Source organism: Pseudomonas sp. Irchel s3b6, from assembly GCF_900187415.1.
In the GTDB taxonomy this organism is placed as follows: domain Bacteria; phylum Pseudomonadota; class Gammaproteobacteria; order Pseudomonadales; family Pseudomonadaceae; genus Aquipseudomonas.
The window spans coordinates 448906-467686 of the sequence record NZ_FYDM01000004.1 but is presented as its reverse complement, the minus strand read 5'-3'; the positions used below and the strand labels follow the sequence as shown (position 1 = coordinate 467686).

Genomic DNA, 18781 nt, shown 5'->3' with positions numbered 1-18781 from the left:
GCGGGTCAATCGACCACGCTGAACTCGACCCGCGCGGTCTGCCCACCCTCGTCCAGCACGCTCAATTCGACGCGCCCCAGCTGTTCAAAGGTGGCATTGATGCTGTCCTGATTGGCGCTGTCGCCCAATGGGGTACCGTTGACAAACCACCAACGCCGCCCAGTGCCACCCAGTGCCGATAACTTCAGCCGCAGCCGTTCCCGACTGGCCGCGGGCCGGCGCACCTGATCACCGTCGCGCACGCCGACAATCGACAGCGGTGAAGACGCCGCCAGTACCGGTCCCGGGCAATCCGGATCATTGGCCGGCACACGTGCTTCACGGCGTTCGATGCGTGGCAGCCAAGGCTCCAGCGGTGCCGGCCACAAGGCGATATCCCGCGCCACGGCGCCCGGGCATTTGCTGTCGACCCGCAGCCCTTTGCCATTGACCCAGATCTTTTCCACCAGGCCCACGCCCAAGGGCTGGTCCAGGGCCTGCAAGGTCGGTGGTGTGGTGCCGTCCAGCGTCCAGGCGAAGCGCTGGCGGCGGCAGTTCGGGTCGTTGCGGCTCATCGGCTGGCCCAGCGGCCAACAGATCGCCGCGACCCCGACATTCGCGGGCACCGCCTGTACCGGTGCGCTGATACCGCGCTGGCGGTCACGGTTGATCAGTACGTCATGCACTTGCAACATCAATGGGGCCGCCGAGGCCAGGCCAAACTGCCCTGGTACCGGCGTGCCGTCCGGGCGCCCGATCCAGATGCCGATCAGGTAACGCGGGCCGACGCCGATGGCCCAGGCATCGCGAAAGCCGTAGCTGGTACCGGTTTTCCAGGCCAGCAGCGGACGCTGCACCAACTCGGCACGCGGGTCACGGTCGGGGCGGGCCTGGCCACTGAGAATCCGCCGCACAATCCACGCCGAGCCCGGCGACAGCAGCGGTCGTTCGCGCAGTTGCTCGTCAGGCTGCAATCGGACAGTGGCGCTCTTGCCGCCACGGGCGAATGCGCTGTAGCCACTGACCAGGTCCTCCAGGCGACTGCCGGCACCGCCAAGGATCAACGACAGGTTCGGCTCGGCCAGCGGTGGCAGGGCCAAGGGCATGCCGCCCATGCGCATTTCGGCGGCAAAGCGTTTCGGCCCATAGGCTTCCAGCAATTGCACCGCGGGCAGGTTCAGCGAAGTCGACAGCGCGCTGCTGGCCGGTACCGGACCGCTGAAGCCCATGGAGAAGTTGCCCGGTCGATAGTCGCCATAACGCCGTGGCACGTCCTGCAACAAGGACTCGGAATGGATCAGCCCGGCGTCCAACGCCATTCCATAGAGGAAAGGCTTGAGGGTCGAGCCGGGAGAGCGCATGGCACTGATCATGTCGACATGGCCAAAGCGTCGGGTGTCGTTGATGTCCACCGATCCCAGGTAGGCACGCACGGCCATGGTTTCTGCCTCGACCACCAGAATCGCCGCCGAGGTGTGCTCCGGCAACCGCGCGCGCCAGCCCAGCAACAAATCCTCAAGCCGTCGCTGCAGGTTAGCGTCTAGGGTGGTGCGAATCAGCGGCGGACTGTCCGGGCGGTTCAACCGCCGCGCCAACAGCGGCGCCAGGCTCGGCTCCAGGCGTGGCGCCAGCAACAAGGGTTCTTCCAGGGCCTCATCGACCGCCGTCTGCGGCCACACCCGGTACGCCGCGAGCCTGCGCAACACCTTGTCGCGCGCGGCTTGCGCACGCGCCGGGTGACGGTCCGGGCGCAAGCGGCTCGGCGCCTGTGGCAACACTGCCAGTAACGCGGCTTCGGCCTGGGTCAGGTGCAGCGGCGACTTGCCCAGATACGCCCAGCTCGCCGCCGCCACCCCTTGCAGCGTACCGCCGAATGGGGCGCGGTTGAGGTACAGGGTGAGAATCTGGTCCTTGCTCAAGTGCCACTCCAGCTGCCCGGTCCGCCACAGTTGACGCAACTTGCCCGCCAGCGTTCGCGAATGAGGATCCAGCAGACGCGCCACCTGCATCGACAAGGTGCTGCCACCGGACAACACCCGCCCGCCGAACAGGTTCTGCCACGCGGCTCGGCCCAGCGCCAGGGGATTGACCCCCGGGTGTTGATAGAACCAGCGATCTTCATAGGTCAGCAGTGCGTCGAGGTAGTAGGGTGAAACCTGCGACGTGTCGACCGGATAGCGCCATACGCCATTGGCATCGGCGAAGCGCCACAACGGCGTGCCGTCTTCGGCCAGCACCACCCGCGCCAGATCGTCCCCGGGCAAGGGCAGCGGCCAGATCCGGTCGGCCAGCCAGAGCAGCGCAACCACCAGCAACGCCCCGCCCACAACCCAACGGCCAACCCGCAGAAGCCTGCTGGCCGGCGAACGCGCCCTGCCTGGTACACCCCGTCGCGCCCTTCGCTGGCAAGCCCGCGCCCACAGGGAACGCATGTGCTGCGTTATCATCCGCACATTCAACACCGCAAACCTCTAGGCCTCAAGGGAACTCCAGCCTGCACGCAACGGCCAAAGGTTCAGCGCTGGCAACGCCCTTACAGACTTTCATCAGGACGCACACATGCAGGTAGAAAGCTTTTTCGAGTGGCTCGGCCAGGCGCTGGGGTCGGTCATCCGGTTCATCGTCGAGGTGCTCAGTGGGTTGTTCAATACCTTGACTTCCGCCGGTGGCAATTTTGTCGAAGGTCTGTCGCAAGCACTGGGCATGGACACTTCGGTCATCAGCATCATCGCATTGCTCATCGGTTTGATGCTGCTGTACTCGGCCATTCGCGCCTTCATGCGCGCATCGGTTATCGTCGGGATTATCTGGCTGATGCTGGGGCTGTGGGTGCTGAGCTGGGTGATTCACTGATTCGGATCAGCGCCCCAACTTGATCGTTCCCACGCGCGCGCGGGAACGATCAATTCCCCGAGGGTATTCAGCGCCCCTTGATCACCATCTGCGGTACGGTTTCACCCACGGCCTGCCAGTTCGGCCGGTACATCGACTCCACTTGCGGTGGCGGTACGCGGTAGATGCCCGGGGTGACGGCCCGTGCCAGGTACAGCAAGTGCGAGGTATCGCGACCCTCCAGATTCATTGCCGCCACGTAACGGTCATCGCGGAACTCCTGGTGCTTGAGGCTGGCGTTCTGCATTGACTCGCGCCACTCCTTGACCTGGCTGCTGGCGTTTTCCAGGCTCGCGGCGCTTTGTGCCAGGTTCTGGTTTTCCAGCTCCAGTCCCGCCGGCAACAAGTCCACCACCAAGGCATCCGGCACGCGCTGTTTGGCGCTGACGGCAATGTGCACCAGCACCAGATCGCCGCTGGCCAGGTCACTAAGGTCCAACAGCTGGCCGTTCATGCCCAGGTATTCACGGCGAATCCTCAGGTTCTCGCCACCCGGTACCGGCGCGTGTTGTGGATAACCGGAGATCGTCAGCTGCTGGTAGACCGGCTCGCTGCCTTCGTTGCGCAGGGACAGCGGCGAGGCCAGCAACGGCCCTTCCAGCTTGAGCCCCGGCTGGTTGTTGTTCAGTTCACGGGTTTCGTTGCCACTGCTCAATTGCGCGCTCCAGTTGGCTTCCGGCTTGCCCAGCAAACCACGGCCAGCGAGGAACAACGCATTACGCTCCTGTGTCGACAGATACGGGCTGGCCGCCAGCTGATCGGACAGCTTGAACAAACGCTCTTCGAGCGCCCCCTGGCCCAGGTCGTTCTCCTCCAGCAACGCCAGGATCAACGCCTGATCCCGCAGCGGGCTACCGTAGTCGGCCAGCCAGTCGTTCGGTTGACGTGACGCTGCAAGCCCGGCCAGCAACGCTTGTTTGGCACGGGGTTGATCGCCCATTTTCTGCAAGGCAATCGACAGTTGCACCAACGGCAGGCCGGAGCGGGCATCGCTACGGCGCTCGAACAGACTGCGCAGCGCCCCCAGAGGGGCCTGTTGGCTGCGAGCCAGCACCAGGCCTGCATACGCCTGTACGGCAAAGCGGGTGTGTTCGGCGTTTTCGCTGTAGTTCACTTCGATCAGGTTGCGCTCCTGCAGGTAGCGCAACAGTCGTTCACTGGCCTTTTTCAGGGCCTCGGGCGGTACGGCAAAACCCTGGTCACGCGCACGCAGCAGGAAGTCCGTGACATAAGCCGTCAACCAGTACTCCTCTTCGCCATCGGCGCCCCATAGGCCAAAGCTGCCGTTGTAGCGCTGCATGCCCAACAAGCGCTCGATACCCAACTCGATCTTGCGCTTGCGCTCGGTATCCGTATCACCTTTCAACCCCAGGCGTTTCAGGCTGGCGGCATCGGCATACAGTGACGGGTAGAGGCCGCTGGCGGTTTGTTCCAGGCAACCGTAAGGGTAAGCCTTGAGCGCGCGAATCTGTTCGCCCAGGTTCAGCGGCGGCCGGCTCGACAGACTGAGCAAGGCTTCACGCCCGGCCACTTCGAACTGCGACAACTGCCCTTCAGGCAAGCTCCACGGCTGGTCCTTGAGCACCGCGCGATAGTGCTTGAGCATCGCTGGATACGCCGGACGCACCCCCAGGGTCCACTCGCGGGTGAACGGCGGCAGGCTCTCGCCCGGCAGATCAAGACCGTTGACCAGGACCTTGACCTTGCCCTGACCGAAACCACCCAGCGCGCGCACCGGGATGTGCAACGTGGTGCGCTGGCCCTGGGTCAATGCCACGCTGTGCGCCGTCTCGCCCACCACGTCCAGTTGGCCCTCGGTGCTCAGTTGCACCTCCAGCGTCTGTGCCTTGCCCGAGAGGTTCGACAGGTCCAGCGCCAGGGTGGTCTGGTCGCCACCGGCGAGGAAACGCGGTGCCGACAGTTCGGCGATCAAGGGCGCGGCGATCACGGTTTTGCCTTCGGCCATGCCATAGCGTTCATCGGTCCAGGCCTGGGCCATCACGCGCAGTTCACCGTTGAAATCCGGGATGTCGACGCTGACCTCGCCTTCACCCTGCTCGTTCAGGGTGACCGGTGCGCTTTGCAGCGCAACGATGGTCACGCTGGTATCAGGGCGCTTGCCACCCTTGGCCAGTGCCGCGTCGCCCCCGAACGCCAGGCTGGCCAGCCGGCCCTGCCCGGCTTCGATCAATTGCCCGTAAACGTCCAGTTGGTCGGCACCATAGGCTTTGCGACCGAACAGGCTGGAGTAAGGATCCGGGGTCGGGTATTCGGTGATATTGAGGATGCCGACATCAACGGCAGCCAGCAGCACATGCACCTGTTTCGGCACACTGCCATCGGCGTTCTTCGCTTGAATCTTCACGCTCAGCGGTTGTTTCGGGCGCATTTTCTCCGGCACCGTCAGGCTCAGGCCGAGCTTGCGCTGAGTCCGGTCCAGCGGCAGATGCAACACGCCAACCGCGCGCTTGGGGGTGACGTTAGCCTTGCGCTCGCCGGGACGAATCACCAGTGCGCTGACATACAGGTCGTGGCGCGACCACTTCGGATCGAGTTTCACCGCAAAGCTTTTACCTTCGGCCGGCACATCGATGGCCTGCCACCACAACGGGCCATCCGCCGATTCCACCAGCAGATACCCTTTGCCGGCCGCCGGCGGCGTGACCGTGACGTTGGCCGTGTCGCCATCACCATAGGCGGGCTTGTCCAGGGCCAGCTTCACCTGGTCCGGACGTACCGCGCCGCCTTCGGCGTTGTCCTGGGCGCGGTAGCCGGCCCAGAAGCGCAGGCTGCTGACGACGCCGGTCTGCGGGTCTTCGACTTCGACGCGGTAAGGTCCCCATTCCACCGGAAAACTGACCTTGGCCGTACCACCGGCCTTGATGCTGACGGACTCTTCGGCCAGGTTGAGGAACTTCTCGTTGAAGTGATAGCTCCAGCCATCGTTGTCCGAGTAGTTCCAGTAGTAGTCGCGGCGCTCCTGGATCAAGCGCACCTTGAGGTTGTCGGCCGCCAGTTTCTGGCCTTCAGGGTTGGCCACCAACAGTTCGAATTCGACCGGCCCGTCGCCGCCGGCTTCTTCGCCATCGAACAAGGCTCGCAGCCCCGGCATGCGGTCCGCCGGCCATACCGGTTGCACCACGCGCCGGGTAATCGGCCGGCCACCGGACTCTTGCAGGCTGGCCTGGACGATCAGTTGCAGCGGCGACTTGACCTCGGCCCACTTGCTGTCCAGGGAGATCAGGACTTCGCCGTCTTCATCCAGGGCGGTTTCTTCCAGTTCCAGGTCCTGGCTCAACTCCTCTTCGGTGACCGAGCCGAACTGATAGCCGGGCAAGCTCTTGACCGCTTCACGCAACGGTCGCACGTACACCTGACCGCTCAAGCGATTACCTGCGGCGGGGGCGCCGTACAGGTAACGACCACTGACCGCGACTTCGGCGGTGTCGGCGGGCTTGATCGGTACATCGCTGCCCTTGAGTTCCAGGGCCAGGCGCTCGGGCAGGAAGTCTTCCACCAGGAACTCGTAGAGCTGCGGTTTGCCGTCACCCAGGTCGAACACCAATTGCCAGCGCCCGGTCGGTGCTTCAGCGGCCAGTTGCAGTTGATACTGATAGAGGCCAGACGCATCGGCATCCCAGACAAACTTGCGGCTGACCTGCTCATCCGGGCGCCGCACTTCAACGCTGACCGGCTGCGGCTTGACCGCGTTGCCGTCCTTGTCTCGCAACAAGGCATTGAGCAGTACGGTTTCGCCGGGACGGTAGAGGTCACGCGGGCCAAACACGAAAAACTGCAACGGGTGGGCCTGCGGGCCGGCAATGTTGAACTCGGCCAGATCCAGTGCTGCACTGTTGAGTCGCAGCAGGCTGGTCTGTTCGCCCTGATGGGCCAGCAGCACTTCGGCCTTTTTCGGCAGCGGCAACTCGGCATGGCCGCCCTGCCCGGTCTTGCCTTGGGCAACCATCCGGCCATCGGCGTCGAGCAGCTCCAGGCTGATGCCGTCGAGGGCCTTGCCGCCATCCAGCGCCTGGGTGAACACGTCCAGGCGATTCTGGTAACGGTGCACCGAGAGGCCAATGTCACTGAGGGTGAACAGGGTAGCCGGTTGCGAGTAGTTGTACGTACCGGAGGCACGCATCACCGCCAGATAGACGCCTGGCTGCTGCAACGGCTTGAGGCCGGAAATCGGCAGCAATAGGGTTTCGCGAGTGTTGCGTGCCGGGTTCAGGTCGAAACGACCGCCATACACTAGCTCGGCCATGGGCAGCAGTTCGCGGGATTCGTAGCTTTGCAGGCTGTTGTTGCGGCCCCACTGGGCGAGGAACGCCGGCAGCGATTCGGATTTGATACGGAAGAACTCGACATCGATCTTGTCGACGTTCAAGGCAATCACAGGTAACCCTTCCGCCAGGCGGGTCGGCAACAAGGTGCCACGACTGGCAAAGCCCACGGTCGGTTGCAGGTCACGGGTTTCCAGGCGGCTGACAAATTCGGCGGCCAGCTTCGCGTCGTTGACCCCCACCAGCCCGGCATCGACGGTGAGTACCAGTTTGCGCTGCGGCTCAAGGTGACGCAGGCGCAGTTCCATCAGGTTGTCGGCAAGCTCCCACGCGCCATCGACCTTGCCGCTCTTGCTGTCCACCAGGTGCAATTTGTCCGCGAATTTCTGCTGCGGGTCCAGCGGCACCGAGAAACTCACCGACAAGGTGCTGGCGCCATCGAGCTGGATTTCCGAGACATCCACCACGCTCAGTTCACGCCCGACATAACGCTGTTTCAGCACGGCCATGTCCTGCACGGCCTTGGGTGCCGTGGCCGTTGCAGCTGGCGCGGCGGGGGCCGCTGTCTTGTCGGGGGTCGATGAATCGCAGGCGCTGAGCAGTGTCAGTACACAAGCCAGGAACAATCCTTTGTTAAGCATGGGGCACTCGCGGGCAGGAGTATCGAAGGGGGTAACTATAGCCCAAGCGCTTGCAGAGCTGATCAGATTGACCGACGGCGGGGGAGATGGGTTCTCAAGCACGACCTGCCCCTTTCCGACTTCCACCCCCTTTCAGGATCTACCGCTACAATACCCGCTCTCGCAAGGAGCCTGAATGTCTACCCTGATCACCGACTGGCGCGATCGTGCCACCCATCGTCGTGTCTGGGCGCTGGCCGCGCCGATGATTCTTTCGAACATTTCCGTGCCGCTGGTGGCGCTGGTCGACAGCACCGTGATCGGCCACCTGCCCCATGCCCATCAATTGGGGGCGGTAGCGGTGGGTGCCAGCCTGTACACCTTCCTGGCCTGGGCCATGGGCTTTCTGCGCATGGGATCCACCGGCTTCGCCGCGCAGGCCGCGGGACGGGGCGACGGCGCGGCGTTGCGGCAGATCCTGCTACAGGGCTTGTTGCTGGCGCTGGGCCTGGCCTTGCTACTCGGTGCGCTGGGCGTGCCGCTCAGTGGCGTGGCGCTGCACTTCATGCAACCGTCCGCCGAGCTTGACCAACTGACCCGGGACTTTTTCCATACCCGTCTGTTTGGCCTGCCCGCCGCCCTCGCCAGCTATGCATTGGTCGGCTGGTTCCTCGGGACCCAGAACGCCCGTGCGCCGCTGGCGATACTGTTGACCACCAACCTGGTGAACATCGCCCTGAACCTGTGGTTCGTCATTGGCCTTGAGTGGGGTGTCGTCGGCTCGGCCCGCGCCTCGGTGATCGCCGAATGGACCGGCGCCCTGCTGGGCCTGGCCATGACCCGCAGCGCCCTGCGTGCCTACCCCGGGCACATCGCCTGGGCTGCACTGGCGCTCTGGCAGAGCTGGCGCCCCCTGTTGGCGGTCAACCGCGACATCTTCATCCGCAGCCTGCTGCTGCAATCGGTGTTCTTCATGGTCACGGTTCAAGGCGCGCGCCTGGGCGACGCGACGGTCGCCGCCAATGCCCTGCTGCTCAACGGTTTGCTCCTGACCGCCCATGCCCTGGATGGCCTGGCCCATGCCGTGGAAGCACTCTGTGGCCACGCCATCGGTGCCCGTGACCGTGAGACCTTGCGCCGTTCACTGGTCGTGGCCTGCGGCTGGTCATTGATCGCCAGCCTGGGCTTTGCCCTGCTATTCCTGTGCGCCGGCCATCTGTTCATTGCCCTGCAGACAGACATACCGAGTGTGCGCGACACCGCCTTCGTCTACTTGCCGTACCTCGCGGTATTGCCGTTGATTGCGGTCTGGAGCTACTTGCTCGATGGCCTGTTCATCGGCGCTACCCGCGCGCGGGAAATGCGCAACGGCATGCTCTTGACGGTCATCCTGCTGCTGCCATTTGCCTGGGCGCTGCAAGGGTTGGGCAACCATGGACTCTGGCTGACCTTCCTGCTGTTCATGGTGCTGCGCAGCCTCACCCTGGCTGCCTTCGCCTGGCACTTGCGCAAGCACGACGGATGGTTTGCCGGCCACGCCCACTGAGCCGGCCACAAATACCCGCCAGGGTCCGAGTTTCAGGATGGGCCGTTCTGCCAACGGTTGCGCAAACTGTCGAGCCGCTCCTGCTGAGTGCGTCCCGGCAACGGCGCATCCAGTGCAACTGACGGGTACTGCAAGCGCAGTCGCAGCCAGCCATCCAGCACGGCTCTGTCGCTGAAGCCCTGCTCGAGCCCTTCCTGCACACAGGACCAGATCAAGCCGTAGTCATACCCTGTAGTCTGGCTCCAGCACCAGGCGTGCCGTTCCAGCATGCACGCCTGCAATTGGCCCTGCTGACGCAAGCTGAGGTTGTCTTCGATCGCCAGTTCGCTGACCGACAAGGGCGGACGGCTCAATTGCTGCCACCCCAGGCAGCCCAGCGCCCGGTCCGCCCAAGTGCCGCCGTACCAGTACAGCTTGTCGATCGGCCCCAGCCAGCGGCTCAAATCGCGGGCATCGCAGCCATCAAAGAAGTAGCTGGCAGTGTAGGGGTTGTAGTAACTAAGCAGGCCTTTGTAGTGAAGCCCGAACGTGACCGTGAGCATCCGTCGCAGGTGTCCGAGCAACGGCTGCGCCGAGGCCGATGTCTCCAGCAACAGGCCCGGCCAGTCCAGCGGCGCCTCGTGAACGCATTGCGCCAGTGTCGGTTGGCTCGACAGTTCAACCAACTGCGGCCCCTGGTCACGCAAGTCATGCAGATCGGTGTTCTCGAACAACCCATGGCACGGCGCTTCGGCAAAGCACTGCTGCAGATTCCGCCCGGCGTCCGGCGCACCCGGGACATCCAGCAAAAACCATTGAGCCGCCTGGGGCGCACTCATGCCACACCACTTTGACCAAACCCGGTGGCCATGCGACAGACGCAGATCGTTAGCCGGCAATAGCGCAAGCTCCCCCCTCCCGGCAACAGGCAGAGCAGCACCAGCGGTTGACTGCACCGGACCTGTGCCAGCCAATCATGGTGCGCAGCCGGAGTTAGCGCCGCACTCTGCGCAGTCATTACCTTGACCGGTGCTGGCTTCGAAGCCTTGAGATGAATGTTCGGGCTGGACAAGCGAATGTCGGCACCGTCAAAACGCACCTCACTGCACCCTACCTTGAAGTGCCGCTGTGAGTGGGGATCAACAGTCAGCGCCTGACCACCGGAGAGCTGAACCTGCTGCTCGGTGCCCACAAACATCGCCGCGTTGATCTGGAGTTGCAGCAAGGCCTCGCTGCCTGAGGCCGGACGGGTTTCAGAAGGCAGCACTGCGTCCCCAGGTCGTATCGACGGCTGAAATATCCCCGTGATCAATGGCTGGTCAGGATCGCCATCGATGAAGCTCACACAGACCTCCACCCCAGCGGTGAGGCCTGCAACCGCCTCGTCCGACAACAGAGTGGAAACCGGTAGCCAGCAATGACTCGGGCTGGCGCCTTCGCCCTGATACAACCAGTCGAACTGCACCGCGACCCGCCTCGCCGAGTCGCTGTGCGCGCCCTCGACATCGACTATCCAGCCACGCTGGATGCTGCTCATTCGAGGTTTCGGGTGTGGCTCGCCAGGCTCGAACGGCCTGTCAGCAGGTATCGCCCACAGGCGGTTGCAGTAATGTGGCACCGGCATGGAGCGGCCGGTGTGCTCGACCCGGGTCAGCAACCACTGACCGTTCCACGCCGCACAGGGATGCTCCGACAACGCCAGAACCTGACCGCTGCGCAGCGTCGACAGGTCTGTTTCGGCTTCTGCGTGGATCGATGCAGGGTACTGCGGGTCACCCTCCCGTGTTTGCGCATGCACCTTGAAGTGCTTGACTGCAAGTGCGGCACCCTCGACATCAAAGGACTCGCTTGTAACAACGGGTTCGCGACTCAGGGTGTCGGTAAAGACCAGGCAATGACTACCCCTGCAATGCAGGAAGTAGTAATGAATCCGCGCCTGTTCGCACAGGCGCTGAACAAATGCCAGGTCGGACTCACGGTACTGCGTACAGAAATCCAGCGCCGGGTAATCGTCCTGAAGCACAAACCGACAGGCCTCCCCACCGATACCATGCTCCCTCAGGACCTGGGCAAGGATCTGCGGGACCGACTGCCGGCTGAAGATCCGTTGACTGAAACGTTGCCCCAGACAGGTCAGCTTCGGTCCAAGCGACACCCGCCAGAGTCCCGGATTCGCGCCGCTGTGAAGCTGCACCAGGTCATGAATCTGTCCGTGGATACCGACGCCCGCCTCCCCCAAGCACAGATAGGCCGGGCGATACATCAGGCTGGCAAGGTCCAGTTGCTTTTCATCGAGTTGCAATTCCAGCCTGAAAACAAAGGGCGTACTGATGGACTCGTAGCCGGTAAAGGCGACAACCGTAAAGGCTTGGGACTGGCCCGCTATCTCCAGGCGAAATGACGGCTCGTTGACTGGATCGGACATCGACGTATCTCTACAGGAGGGCGGCCGGGGATTCTCGCTGAGAGACATGGCCGAGTAGAGTGCCGAAATACAACTTGGGAAAAAGACTACGCGAAATGAAGAAGCGCCAACATTGATTGTGCGACGCAACTAAATATCTCTATAAAAATGAAGAACCGCCGCACCGGGCTATCTGAAACTTCCGTAGCGTACGGAAAACTTTCAGACAGCCTGGTCACAGCGGTGACTGACCTCAGGAAGACAGGTAAGACGAACGAGTCAGGCCCAGACGCAACGCGTCGAGGAACTGAGTGCGCTCGGAAGCACTGATTCGGGCGCTGGCTACCTTGTCGCGGTAGTGCGTCATCAGTTCTTCTGGCGACAAGTGCACATAACGCAGCATGTCTTCGATGGTGTCGTGGGTCTCGATACCGGCGTGGTAAACACTGCCATCGGCATTCTGGTAGATGTTCACCGAGTCGGTGTCACCGAACAGGTTATGCATATCGCCCAGGATTTCCTGGTAGGCGCCCACCAGGAAAATCCCCAGCAGGTAGTCTTCACCGTCGTTCAGTGCATGCACCGGCAAGCTGGTTTCAATGCTCTGCTCGTCGACGTACTGCTTGATCTTGCCATCGGAGTCGCAGGTCAGGTCTTGCAGCACGGCGCGGCGCAGCGGCTCTTCGTCGAGACGGTGCAGCGGCAGGATCGGCAGGACCTGGCCGATGGCCCAGGTGTCGGGCAGGCTCTGGAATACCGAGAAGTTGCAGATGTACTTGTCGGCCAGCTTGTCATTGAGTTCATCGAGCACCTGGCGGTGCGAGCGCTGACGTGCCTTCAACGAGTTGTGCAGGCGACGGCACACGGCGAAGTAGCATTGCTCGGCCAGGGCTTTTTCGGCCAGGGTCAGCTTGCCATCGGCGTACTGGGTCGCCACGTCGCTCATGTAGTGAGTCGCGCGCCAGTAGGTTTCGGTGACCATCTCGATGTCGGTCGGGCCCAGCAGGTCCACCAGCCACTGTACGGTTTCCGGCAGTTCCTCCTTGTTGGCGATCTTCGGCACGTCGTCGTTGTGCTTCTCGACGTCCGTCACTTGCACCACCAGCATGGCATGGTGAGCGGTCAGGGAGCGGCCACTCTCGGAGAAGATGTTCGGGTGCGGCAGGCTCTGCGCGTCGCAGAATTCCTTGAGCATACCGACCACGACACCGGCGTAATCGTCCATGTCGTAGTTGATCGAACTGGCGTTACGCGAGTGCGTGCCGTCGTAGTCCACGCCCAGCCCGCCACCGACGTCGATGTGATCGACCGGCAGGCCCAGATTGCGCAATTCACCGTAGTAACGGATCGCTTCCTTGAAACCGTGCTGGTAGTCCGCCAGGTTGGCGATCTGCGAGCCCATGTGGAAGTGCAGCAGGCGAATGCCCTGGTCCAGGCCCGCCGCGCGGAAGCGCTCGACCACCGACAGCAGCTGCGCCGCCGACAGACCGAACTTGGATTTCTCGCCACCGGTGTCGGCCCATTTGCTCGATGCCAGGGACGACAGGCGAACCCGCAGGCCGACCTGAGGCTTGACCTTCAGCGAGGCGGATTCCTCGATCACCAGGCCGACCTCGGATTCTTTCTCGATCACGATGAACACGTTGTGGCCCAGCTTCTGGCCCATCAGCGCCAGGCGGATGAACTCACGGTCCTTGTAACCGTTGCAGACGATGGTGCCGCCCTTCGGCGCCAGGGCCAGTACGGCCAGCAGCTCGGGCTTGGAGCCGGCCTCCAGGCCGATGGAAACGTTCTGGGTAGCGATGATGTTTTCGATCACCGCTTCCTGCTGGTTGACCTTGATCGGGTACAGCGCGGTGTACTTGCTCTGATATTCCAGGCGTTCGATGTTGGCATCGAAGGCACCGGTCAACTGGCGGACACGGTCTTGCAGGATGTCCGGGAAACGGACCAGCAATGGCAAGGACAGGCCGCTTTTACGCAGCTGGTCGACTTGCTCGAACAGGTCGATAGGCGAACTGGTCGGACCGTTCGGACGAACTTCGACGCGACCGGCGTCATTGATCGCGAAATACCCGGCCCCCCAATGGCGAATCCCGTAAACACTGCGGCTGTCCGCAACTGTCCATTGGCTGCCATCGTCTTTGCGTGTGCGTCGTACGGACATCGAAGTCCCCTATAAATAAAGTCAGAGAGCGCCTCCCGGGTTGAGGGCTGGCGCAGCTTAAAGAATGTAAATGACGATTAGCCTGCAACGAGGGAATAGACCCCGGATGCAGCGCTGAGTTTAGAAACCGGTCAGAACAGGCTCTGTGAAAACCCTGGAGACGACACCACACCTGAGTCGGATCAGGCCTGCATCAAGTCGGAGTGGTCTTCACAGAGGCTGCTAGCCGCCGGATTTCTTCGCTTTGAAACCGTGCTTGATCAGCTCAGCCAAGAGTAGCTCGACATGATCACCCTGGATTTCGATGACCCCGTCCTTCAACGCGCCACCGGTACCACAGCGTTTTTTCAACGTGGTGGCCAACTCCTTGAGCGCGTCTTCAGCCAACGGCACACCGCTGATGGTGGTCACCGTCTTGCCGCCACGGCCCTTGCTTTCGCGACGCACGCGCGCGATGCCGTCGCCGGCCGGGATAACGGTTTGTTTGCAGATGCAGGCTGCCACCGGCTGGCTACAGTCCGGGCAATGTCGACCTGCGTCGGTGGAAAATACCAAGCCACCAAGGGCGGCGAAGGATGCGGCTTTTTTGGCCACCGGCAATCCTCTTGGGAGGACAAAGACTGGTCGCAGCAACGTAGGCACGTGCTATCGACCGCGAAGCCCCACTCAGGCAGGGGCAGCGCTACTGGACCGGTACAACCCTGCAGGAGCGAGCTTGCTCGCGATGGACGTCAACAATAACGCGTGCACTCAGACAGCACCCGTCATCCTTGCGTTCTTCGCGAGCAAGCTCGCTCCTACAAAAAGCAACCCGGTCCAGCTTGAAAAGGTCGCGCAGTGTAACGACAAAAAGCGTACTTGCTAAGAGCCAATCGGCGCCAATTTATACATCTTTTGCGACGTCGGCCCCGATCGAGCGCAGATAGCGTTTCAAGGCCGCCAAAGAGTCCGGGCAGTAAGGCTTTTGGTGGATTTCCTGCATGACCTGTTCGATCGGAATAAAGCGCGCCTGGAGTACTTCCTCCGGCTGCAGGATCAAAGGCCCGTCCCAGACCGCCGAAAATGCCGAACACCAGAGCCGGTTACCGGTGTCTTCGAAGAAAAAGTGGTCGTGGGCGGTCAATGGCACACCACTCACACCCAGTTCCTCCGCCAGTTCCCTGGCCGCCGATTCGGCGTAGGTTTCCGTCGCCAACACCATGCCGCCCGCCGCCACATCCCAGAACCCCGGGTAGATGGCCTTGCTGTAGGTGCGCTGGTGCACACACAGGTCGCCCGCGGAGTTGAACAGCATGATGTAAGTGCCGCGCCCGATCAGGCCGCGCGCGCGCAAATCCGCACGCACCAGGGAGCCGAGCAGATTGTCCTGCTCGTCGACCCAGGCAATCTGCTCGGCATCCGAGGCCGCGCGATGGGCGGCCTCCCGGGAGTTATCGACCATGACTCAGCCCTGGTTGAGCAGTTGGCGCAGGTCGATCACCGCCGCATTGGCCCGCGAAATGTAGTTGGCCATGACCAGCGAGTGGTTGGCCAATGGACCGAAGCCGCTGCCGTTGAGGATCATCGGGCTCCAGAGTGTCTCCTGGGATGCTTCCAGCTCACGAATGATCTGTCGCACGCTGACGGTCGCGTTCTTCTTCGCCAGTACGTCGGCAAAGTCGACTTCAATGGCGCGCAACAAATGCGACAGCGCCCAAGCCTGGCCGCGCGCCTCGTAGAATACGTTGTCGATCTGCATCCAAGGGGTTTCCACCACCTCTTCATCCAGTTGTGGCACCTGGCCCGGGGCCACGACTTCGGTTTTCAACGCTGTGTTGAGTTTGACCCGGCCGACACTGGCCGACAGGCGTTGCGACAGCGAGCCCAAACGGGTGCCCACATCGCCCAGCCAGTTGTTCAGGTTATCGGCACGGGCGTAGAACAGCGCGTTCTTTTGCGTTGGGTCCGACAGGCGTGCCTGGTAGCGGCTCAGGGAGTTGATGCCCTCCTGGTACTCCGACTCACTGGACGGCAGCACCCAGCTCTTGTTGTCGAAGTTGAAGCGCGGCTCGGCCTTGGCCAGGTCGGCGTCTTCCGCCGATTGCGACTGCGAGCGGGCGAAGTCTTTACGCATGGCACGGGTCAGGTCGCGCACCTGCACCAGCACGCCGTACTCCCAGCTCGGCATGTTGTCCATCCACAGGCCCGGCGGGAAACGGTCGTTGGAGATATAGCCACCCGGCTTGTCGAGCAAGGTACCGGCAACGGTCTTGAGGGTTTCCACCGTGGTGTACCCGACAACCATCTGTTTGCCTTCTTTCTCGGCGGCGATTTGTGCGTTCTGCTGAACCGCAAACAAGGCCGGCTCCTTGCTCCAGTACCAACCCAGGGCAATGGTCACCACCAGGTAAAGGCCGATCAACGTGGCCAATGCGCGGCTGAACAGCAAACCACCAAAATAGCTGCGGGTTGCCGACTTGGGTTCGGCGGCACGTTCAGGCGCACTGCCTGCGCGGTTCTTCCAGTCCAGCATGGCGATATCCTTTCAATCACTTGAGTTCATCGGTTCGACCGCAACCCTGCGCCTTCGTGCCTGATGGTGAGCGGATCAATCCTGCCCCGGCACGGCGCTGCATGCATCACAGTCGAGCCGCCACTATAAAGGAAGCGCGGCTCAGAGCCTACGCGACCAGTCGGTCATAAACTGAATAACGTCGCTTTGCAGATTATTGACTTACGACACTCATGCCATCGAAAAGAGGTGCTAGCATAGAGCCACCAGTCGACCTCAGCATGCACCCTCACTAGTAGTCAGGATATGACCGAGCCAGAAGACCCCAGCCGTGAGCGCCTCAAGCAGCACTTTGCCCAGCGGGTAATTCATCAGGCACGTCAGATTCTTGAGATATGGCAGCGCCTGCAACGCAGCGAATGGTCGGCGACCGATCTGTCGGAGCTCAGTGAGGCGAACCTGCGCCTGTTGCGCTTTGCCGAGCGCTTCGAACAGACCGAACACACCCAACTGGCCCACAGCATCATCCAGTCACTGCAGGCCGTCGACGCCAACCGCGGACGCCTGAGCAGCGGGCTGATCACTGACCTGAATCGGTTGATGCAACGCTTGTCACGCACCGGCCTGCGCCAGGGCGACCAGCTCGAACAAACCTTCCTGCCGCCATTGCGCAAGCCAATCTATGTCTTGCTGCAGGATCACGACCGGGCCGAACGCCTGGCCAAACAACTGGAATTCTTTGGCCTCAGTGCCCAGTCCCTGGACAGTGTGGCGGCCTTTCGCTCATCCATGGTCGAGCGACTGCCGGCGGCGATTGTCATGGATGTCGACTTCGCGGGCCCGGGCCTGGGCCTGCAACTGGCGGCCGAAGCCCAGGCCGGGCTGGAGCATAAGCTGCCGCTGCTGTTTTTCAGCCTGCTGGAAACCGACACCCCGACACGCCTGGCGGCGGTACGCGCCGGCGGCCAGGAGTTCCTGACCGGCACCCTCGAAGCCTCGAGCCTGCTGGAAAAAATCGAGGTCCTGACCTGCGTCGCCCAGTACGAACCTTACAAAGTGCTGATCATCGATGACTCTCGCGCCCAGGCCCTGCACACCGAGCGCCTGCTCAACAGCGCCGGGATCGTCACCCGCACCCTGATCGAACCGATCCAGGCGATGGCCGAACTGGCCGACTTCCAGCCTGACCTGATCATCCTCGACATGTACATGCCGGCCTGCACCGGTACCGAACTGGCCAAGGTGATTCGCCACAACGACCGTTATGTCAGCGTACCGATCATTTACCTGTCGGCCGAAGACGACCAGGACAAACAGCTCGATGCCATGAGCGAAGGCGGTGACGACTTCCTGACCAAGCCGATCAAGCCCCGCCACCTGATCACCACCGTGCGCAACCGCGCCGCCCGGGCACGCAATCTCAAGGCGCGGATGGTCCGTGACAGCCTGACCGGCCTGTACAACCACACCCATATCCTGCAACTGCTTGAGGACTGCTCATTCCGCGCACGCCGCGAACAGAAGCCACTGAGCTTCGCGATGCTCGATATCGATCACTTCAAGCGGGTCAACGACAGCCACGGTCACCCCATGGGCGACCGGGTGATCAAGAGCCTGGCGCTGTTTCTCAAGCAACGCCTGCGCAAGACCGATTTCATTGGCCGATACGGCGGCGAAGAGTTCGCCATCGTCATGCCGGACACCGATATCGAATCGGCCTGCAAAGTGCTCGATGAAATCCGCCAGCGCTTTGCCGAGATTCACTACCCGGCCCAGCCGCAGGACCTGTGGTGCACCTTCAGCGCCGGCGTGGTCGACCTGCAGGAAGACTCCGACAGCCTGATAATGGCCAGCCAGGCCGACGCGGCGCTGTACCGCGCCAAGGACGCCGGACGCAATCGGGTTCAGGCGGCACGCCGATCAAGGCAAAGTGCTATCTTTTCATCCGAATCCACTGAATCGGTCATAACGCTGTAACGCAAGCGCAATAACTTCAGGCGCCTCCCTTCTGTCGTTGGTTGCCCACGATGCGTCTGAAGTTGCTGACCAATCTCAATACCCTGCTGTTAGTCGCGGTGTGCATCGCACTCGGCGCCACATTGTGGTGGTCGCAAAAGGCCCTGGAACGCCCTTATCTGTTGATGGAGCGTTACCTGGGCCTGTCGCAGCTGTTCCATAATCATGTGGCGCGCAATGTCGAAGACTACCTGGCCAGCGGCGATGCCCTGCGCCTGAGCGGCGCCAGCCAGGCCCTCGACACCCTGCAAAAAGAGCTGAACGAGATGCCGGTGGACCTGGCACAAAGCCTGCGTCCAAGCCTTGCCGACCTCGATGAATTCAGCAGGACCGAGCTGCTGGCCGCGGGCAAGCTGGCCGGTGACCCGCAAGCCCTACTGCTACAAGCCGAACGCGAACTGGGC

11 protein-coding genes are annotated in these 18781 nt (G+C 62.4%); 3 read left to right on the top strand and 8 right to left on the bottom strand.

The features are described 5' to 3' along the window. Positions 1 to 5: 5 nt before the first annotated feature. Entirely contained in the window at positions 6 to 2411 is a 2406-nt protein-coding gene (gene pbpC / locus CKW07_RS10495; protein WP_256577036.1) for a peptidoglycan glycosyltransferase PbpC, read from the bottom strand. Between the two features lie 127 nt (positions 2412 to 2538). On the opposite strand from pbpC, the gene CKW07_RS10490 reads away from it, so the two are divergent. Further along, positions 2539 to 2832 carry a hypothetical protein gene (locus tag CKW07_RS10490; protein WP_095144831.1) on the top strand — a complete coding sequence of 98 codons (294 nt, stop codon included), beginning with the start codon at positions 2539 to 2541 and terminating at the stop codon, positions 2830 to 2832. A gap of 67 nt (positions 2833 to 2899) precedes the next feature. Here the strand turns inward: CKW07_RS10490 and CKW07_RS10485 are convergent, their stop codons facing one another. Continuing rightward, a complete protein-coding gene (locus CKW07_RS10485) occupies positions 2900 to 7795 on the bottom strand; it encodes an alpha-2-macroglobulin (protein ID WP_095144830.1) in 4896 nt (1631 codons plus the stop codon). A 175-nt stretch (positions 7796 to 7970) separates the two neighbouring features. Here CKW07_RS10485 and CKW07_RS10480 point away from each other — a divergent pair, with 175 nt between their 5' ends. Then, positions 7971 to 9320: an MATE family efflux transporter gene (locus CKW07_RS10480; RefSeq protein WP_095144829.1), complete on the top strand. Its 1350-nt coding sequence runs from the start codon at positions 7971 to 7973 to the stop codon at positions 9318 to 9320. A 32-nt stretch (positions 9321 to 9352) separates the two neighbouring features. On the opposite strand, the gene CKW07_RS10475 is transcribed toward CKW07_RS10480, so the two are convergent. The 6 genes from CKW07_RS10475 to CKW07_RS10450 form a co-directional block, all read right to left on the bottom strand. After that, the gene (locus CKW07_RS10475; RefSeq protein WP_095144828.1) at positions 9353 to 10138 is read right to left on the bottom strand and encodes a DUF4123 domain-containing protein; all 786 of its coding nucleotides are present in this window, start codon (positions 10136 to 10138) and stop codon (positions 9353 to 9355) included. Next, on the bottom strand, positions 10135 to 11724 hold the full coding sequence (locus CKW07_RS10470) for a type VI secretion system Vgr family protein (protein WP_095144827.1): 1590 nt from the start codon (positions 11722 to 11724) through the stop codon (positions 10135 to 10137). Before CKW07_RS10470 ends, CKW07_RS10475 begins: the two co-directional genes overlap by 4 nt. A 232-nt stretch (positions 11725 to 11956) precedes the next feature. Next, positions 11957 to 13870 carry an arginine decarboxylase gene (gene speA, locus CKW07_RS10465; protein ID WP_095144826.1) on the bottom strand — a complete coding sequence of 638 codons (1914 nt, stop codon included), beginning with the start codon at positions 13868 to 13870 and terminating at the stop codon, positions 11957 to 11959. A 222-nt stretch (positions 13871 to 14092) separates the two neighbouring features. After that, positions 14093 to 14464 carry a translation initiation factor Sui1 gene (locus CKW07_RS10460; protein ID WP_095144825.1) on the bottom strand — a complete coding sequence of 124 codons (372 nt, stop codon included), beginning with the start codon at positions 14462 to 14464 and terminating at the stop codon, positions 14093 to 14095. A gap of 289 nt (positions 14465 to 14753) precedes the next feature. Beyond that, positions 14754 to 15311, bottom strand: coding sequence for an NUDIX hydrolase (locus CKW07_RS10455; RefSeq protein ID WP_095144824.1), 558 nt, complete (start codon positions 15309 to 15311; stop codon positions 14754 to 14756). A 3-nt stretch (positions 15312 to 15314) separates the two neighbouring features. Then, positions 15315 to 16382, bottom strand: a complete 1068-nt coding sequence (locus tag CKW07_RS10450; RefSeq protein ID WP_095144823.1) for a DUF2333 family protein — start codon at positions 16380 to 16382, stop codon at positions 15315 to 15317. 285 nt (positions 16383 to 16667) lie between these two features. Here CKW07_RS10450 and CKW07_RS10445 point away from each other — a divergent pair, with 285 nt between their 5' ends. Next, positions 16668 to 18338 (top strand): PleD family two-component system response regulator, encoded by a 1671-nt coding sequence (locus CKW07_RS10445; protein WP_095144822.1) that lies wholly within the window; start codon positions 16668 to 16670, stop codon positions 18336 to 18338. Positions 18339 to 18781: the final 443 nt, after the last annotated feature.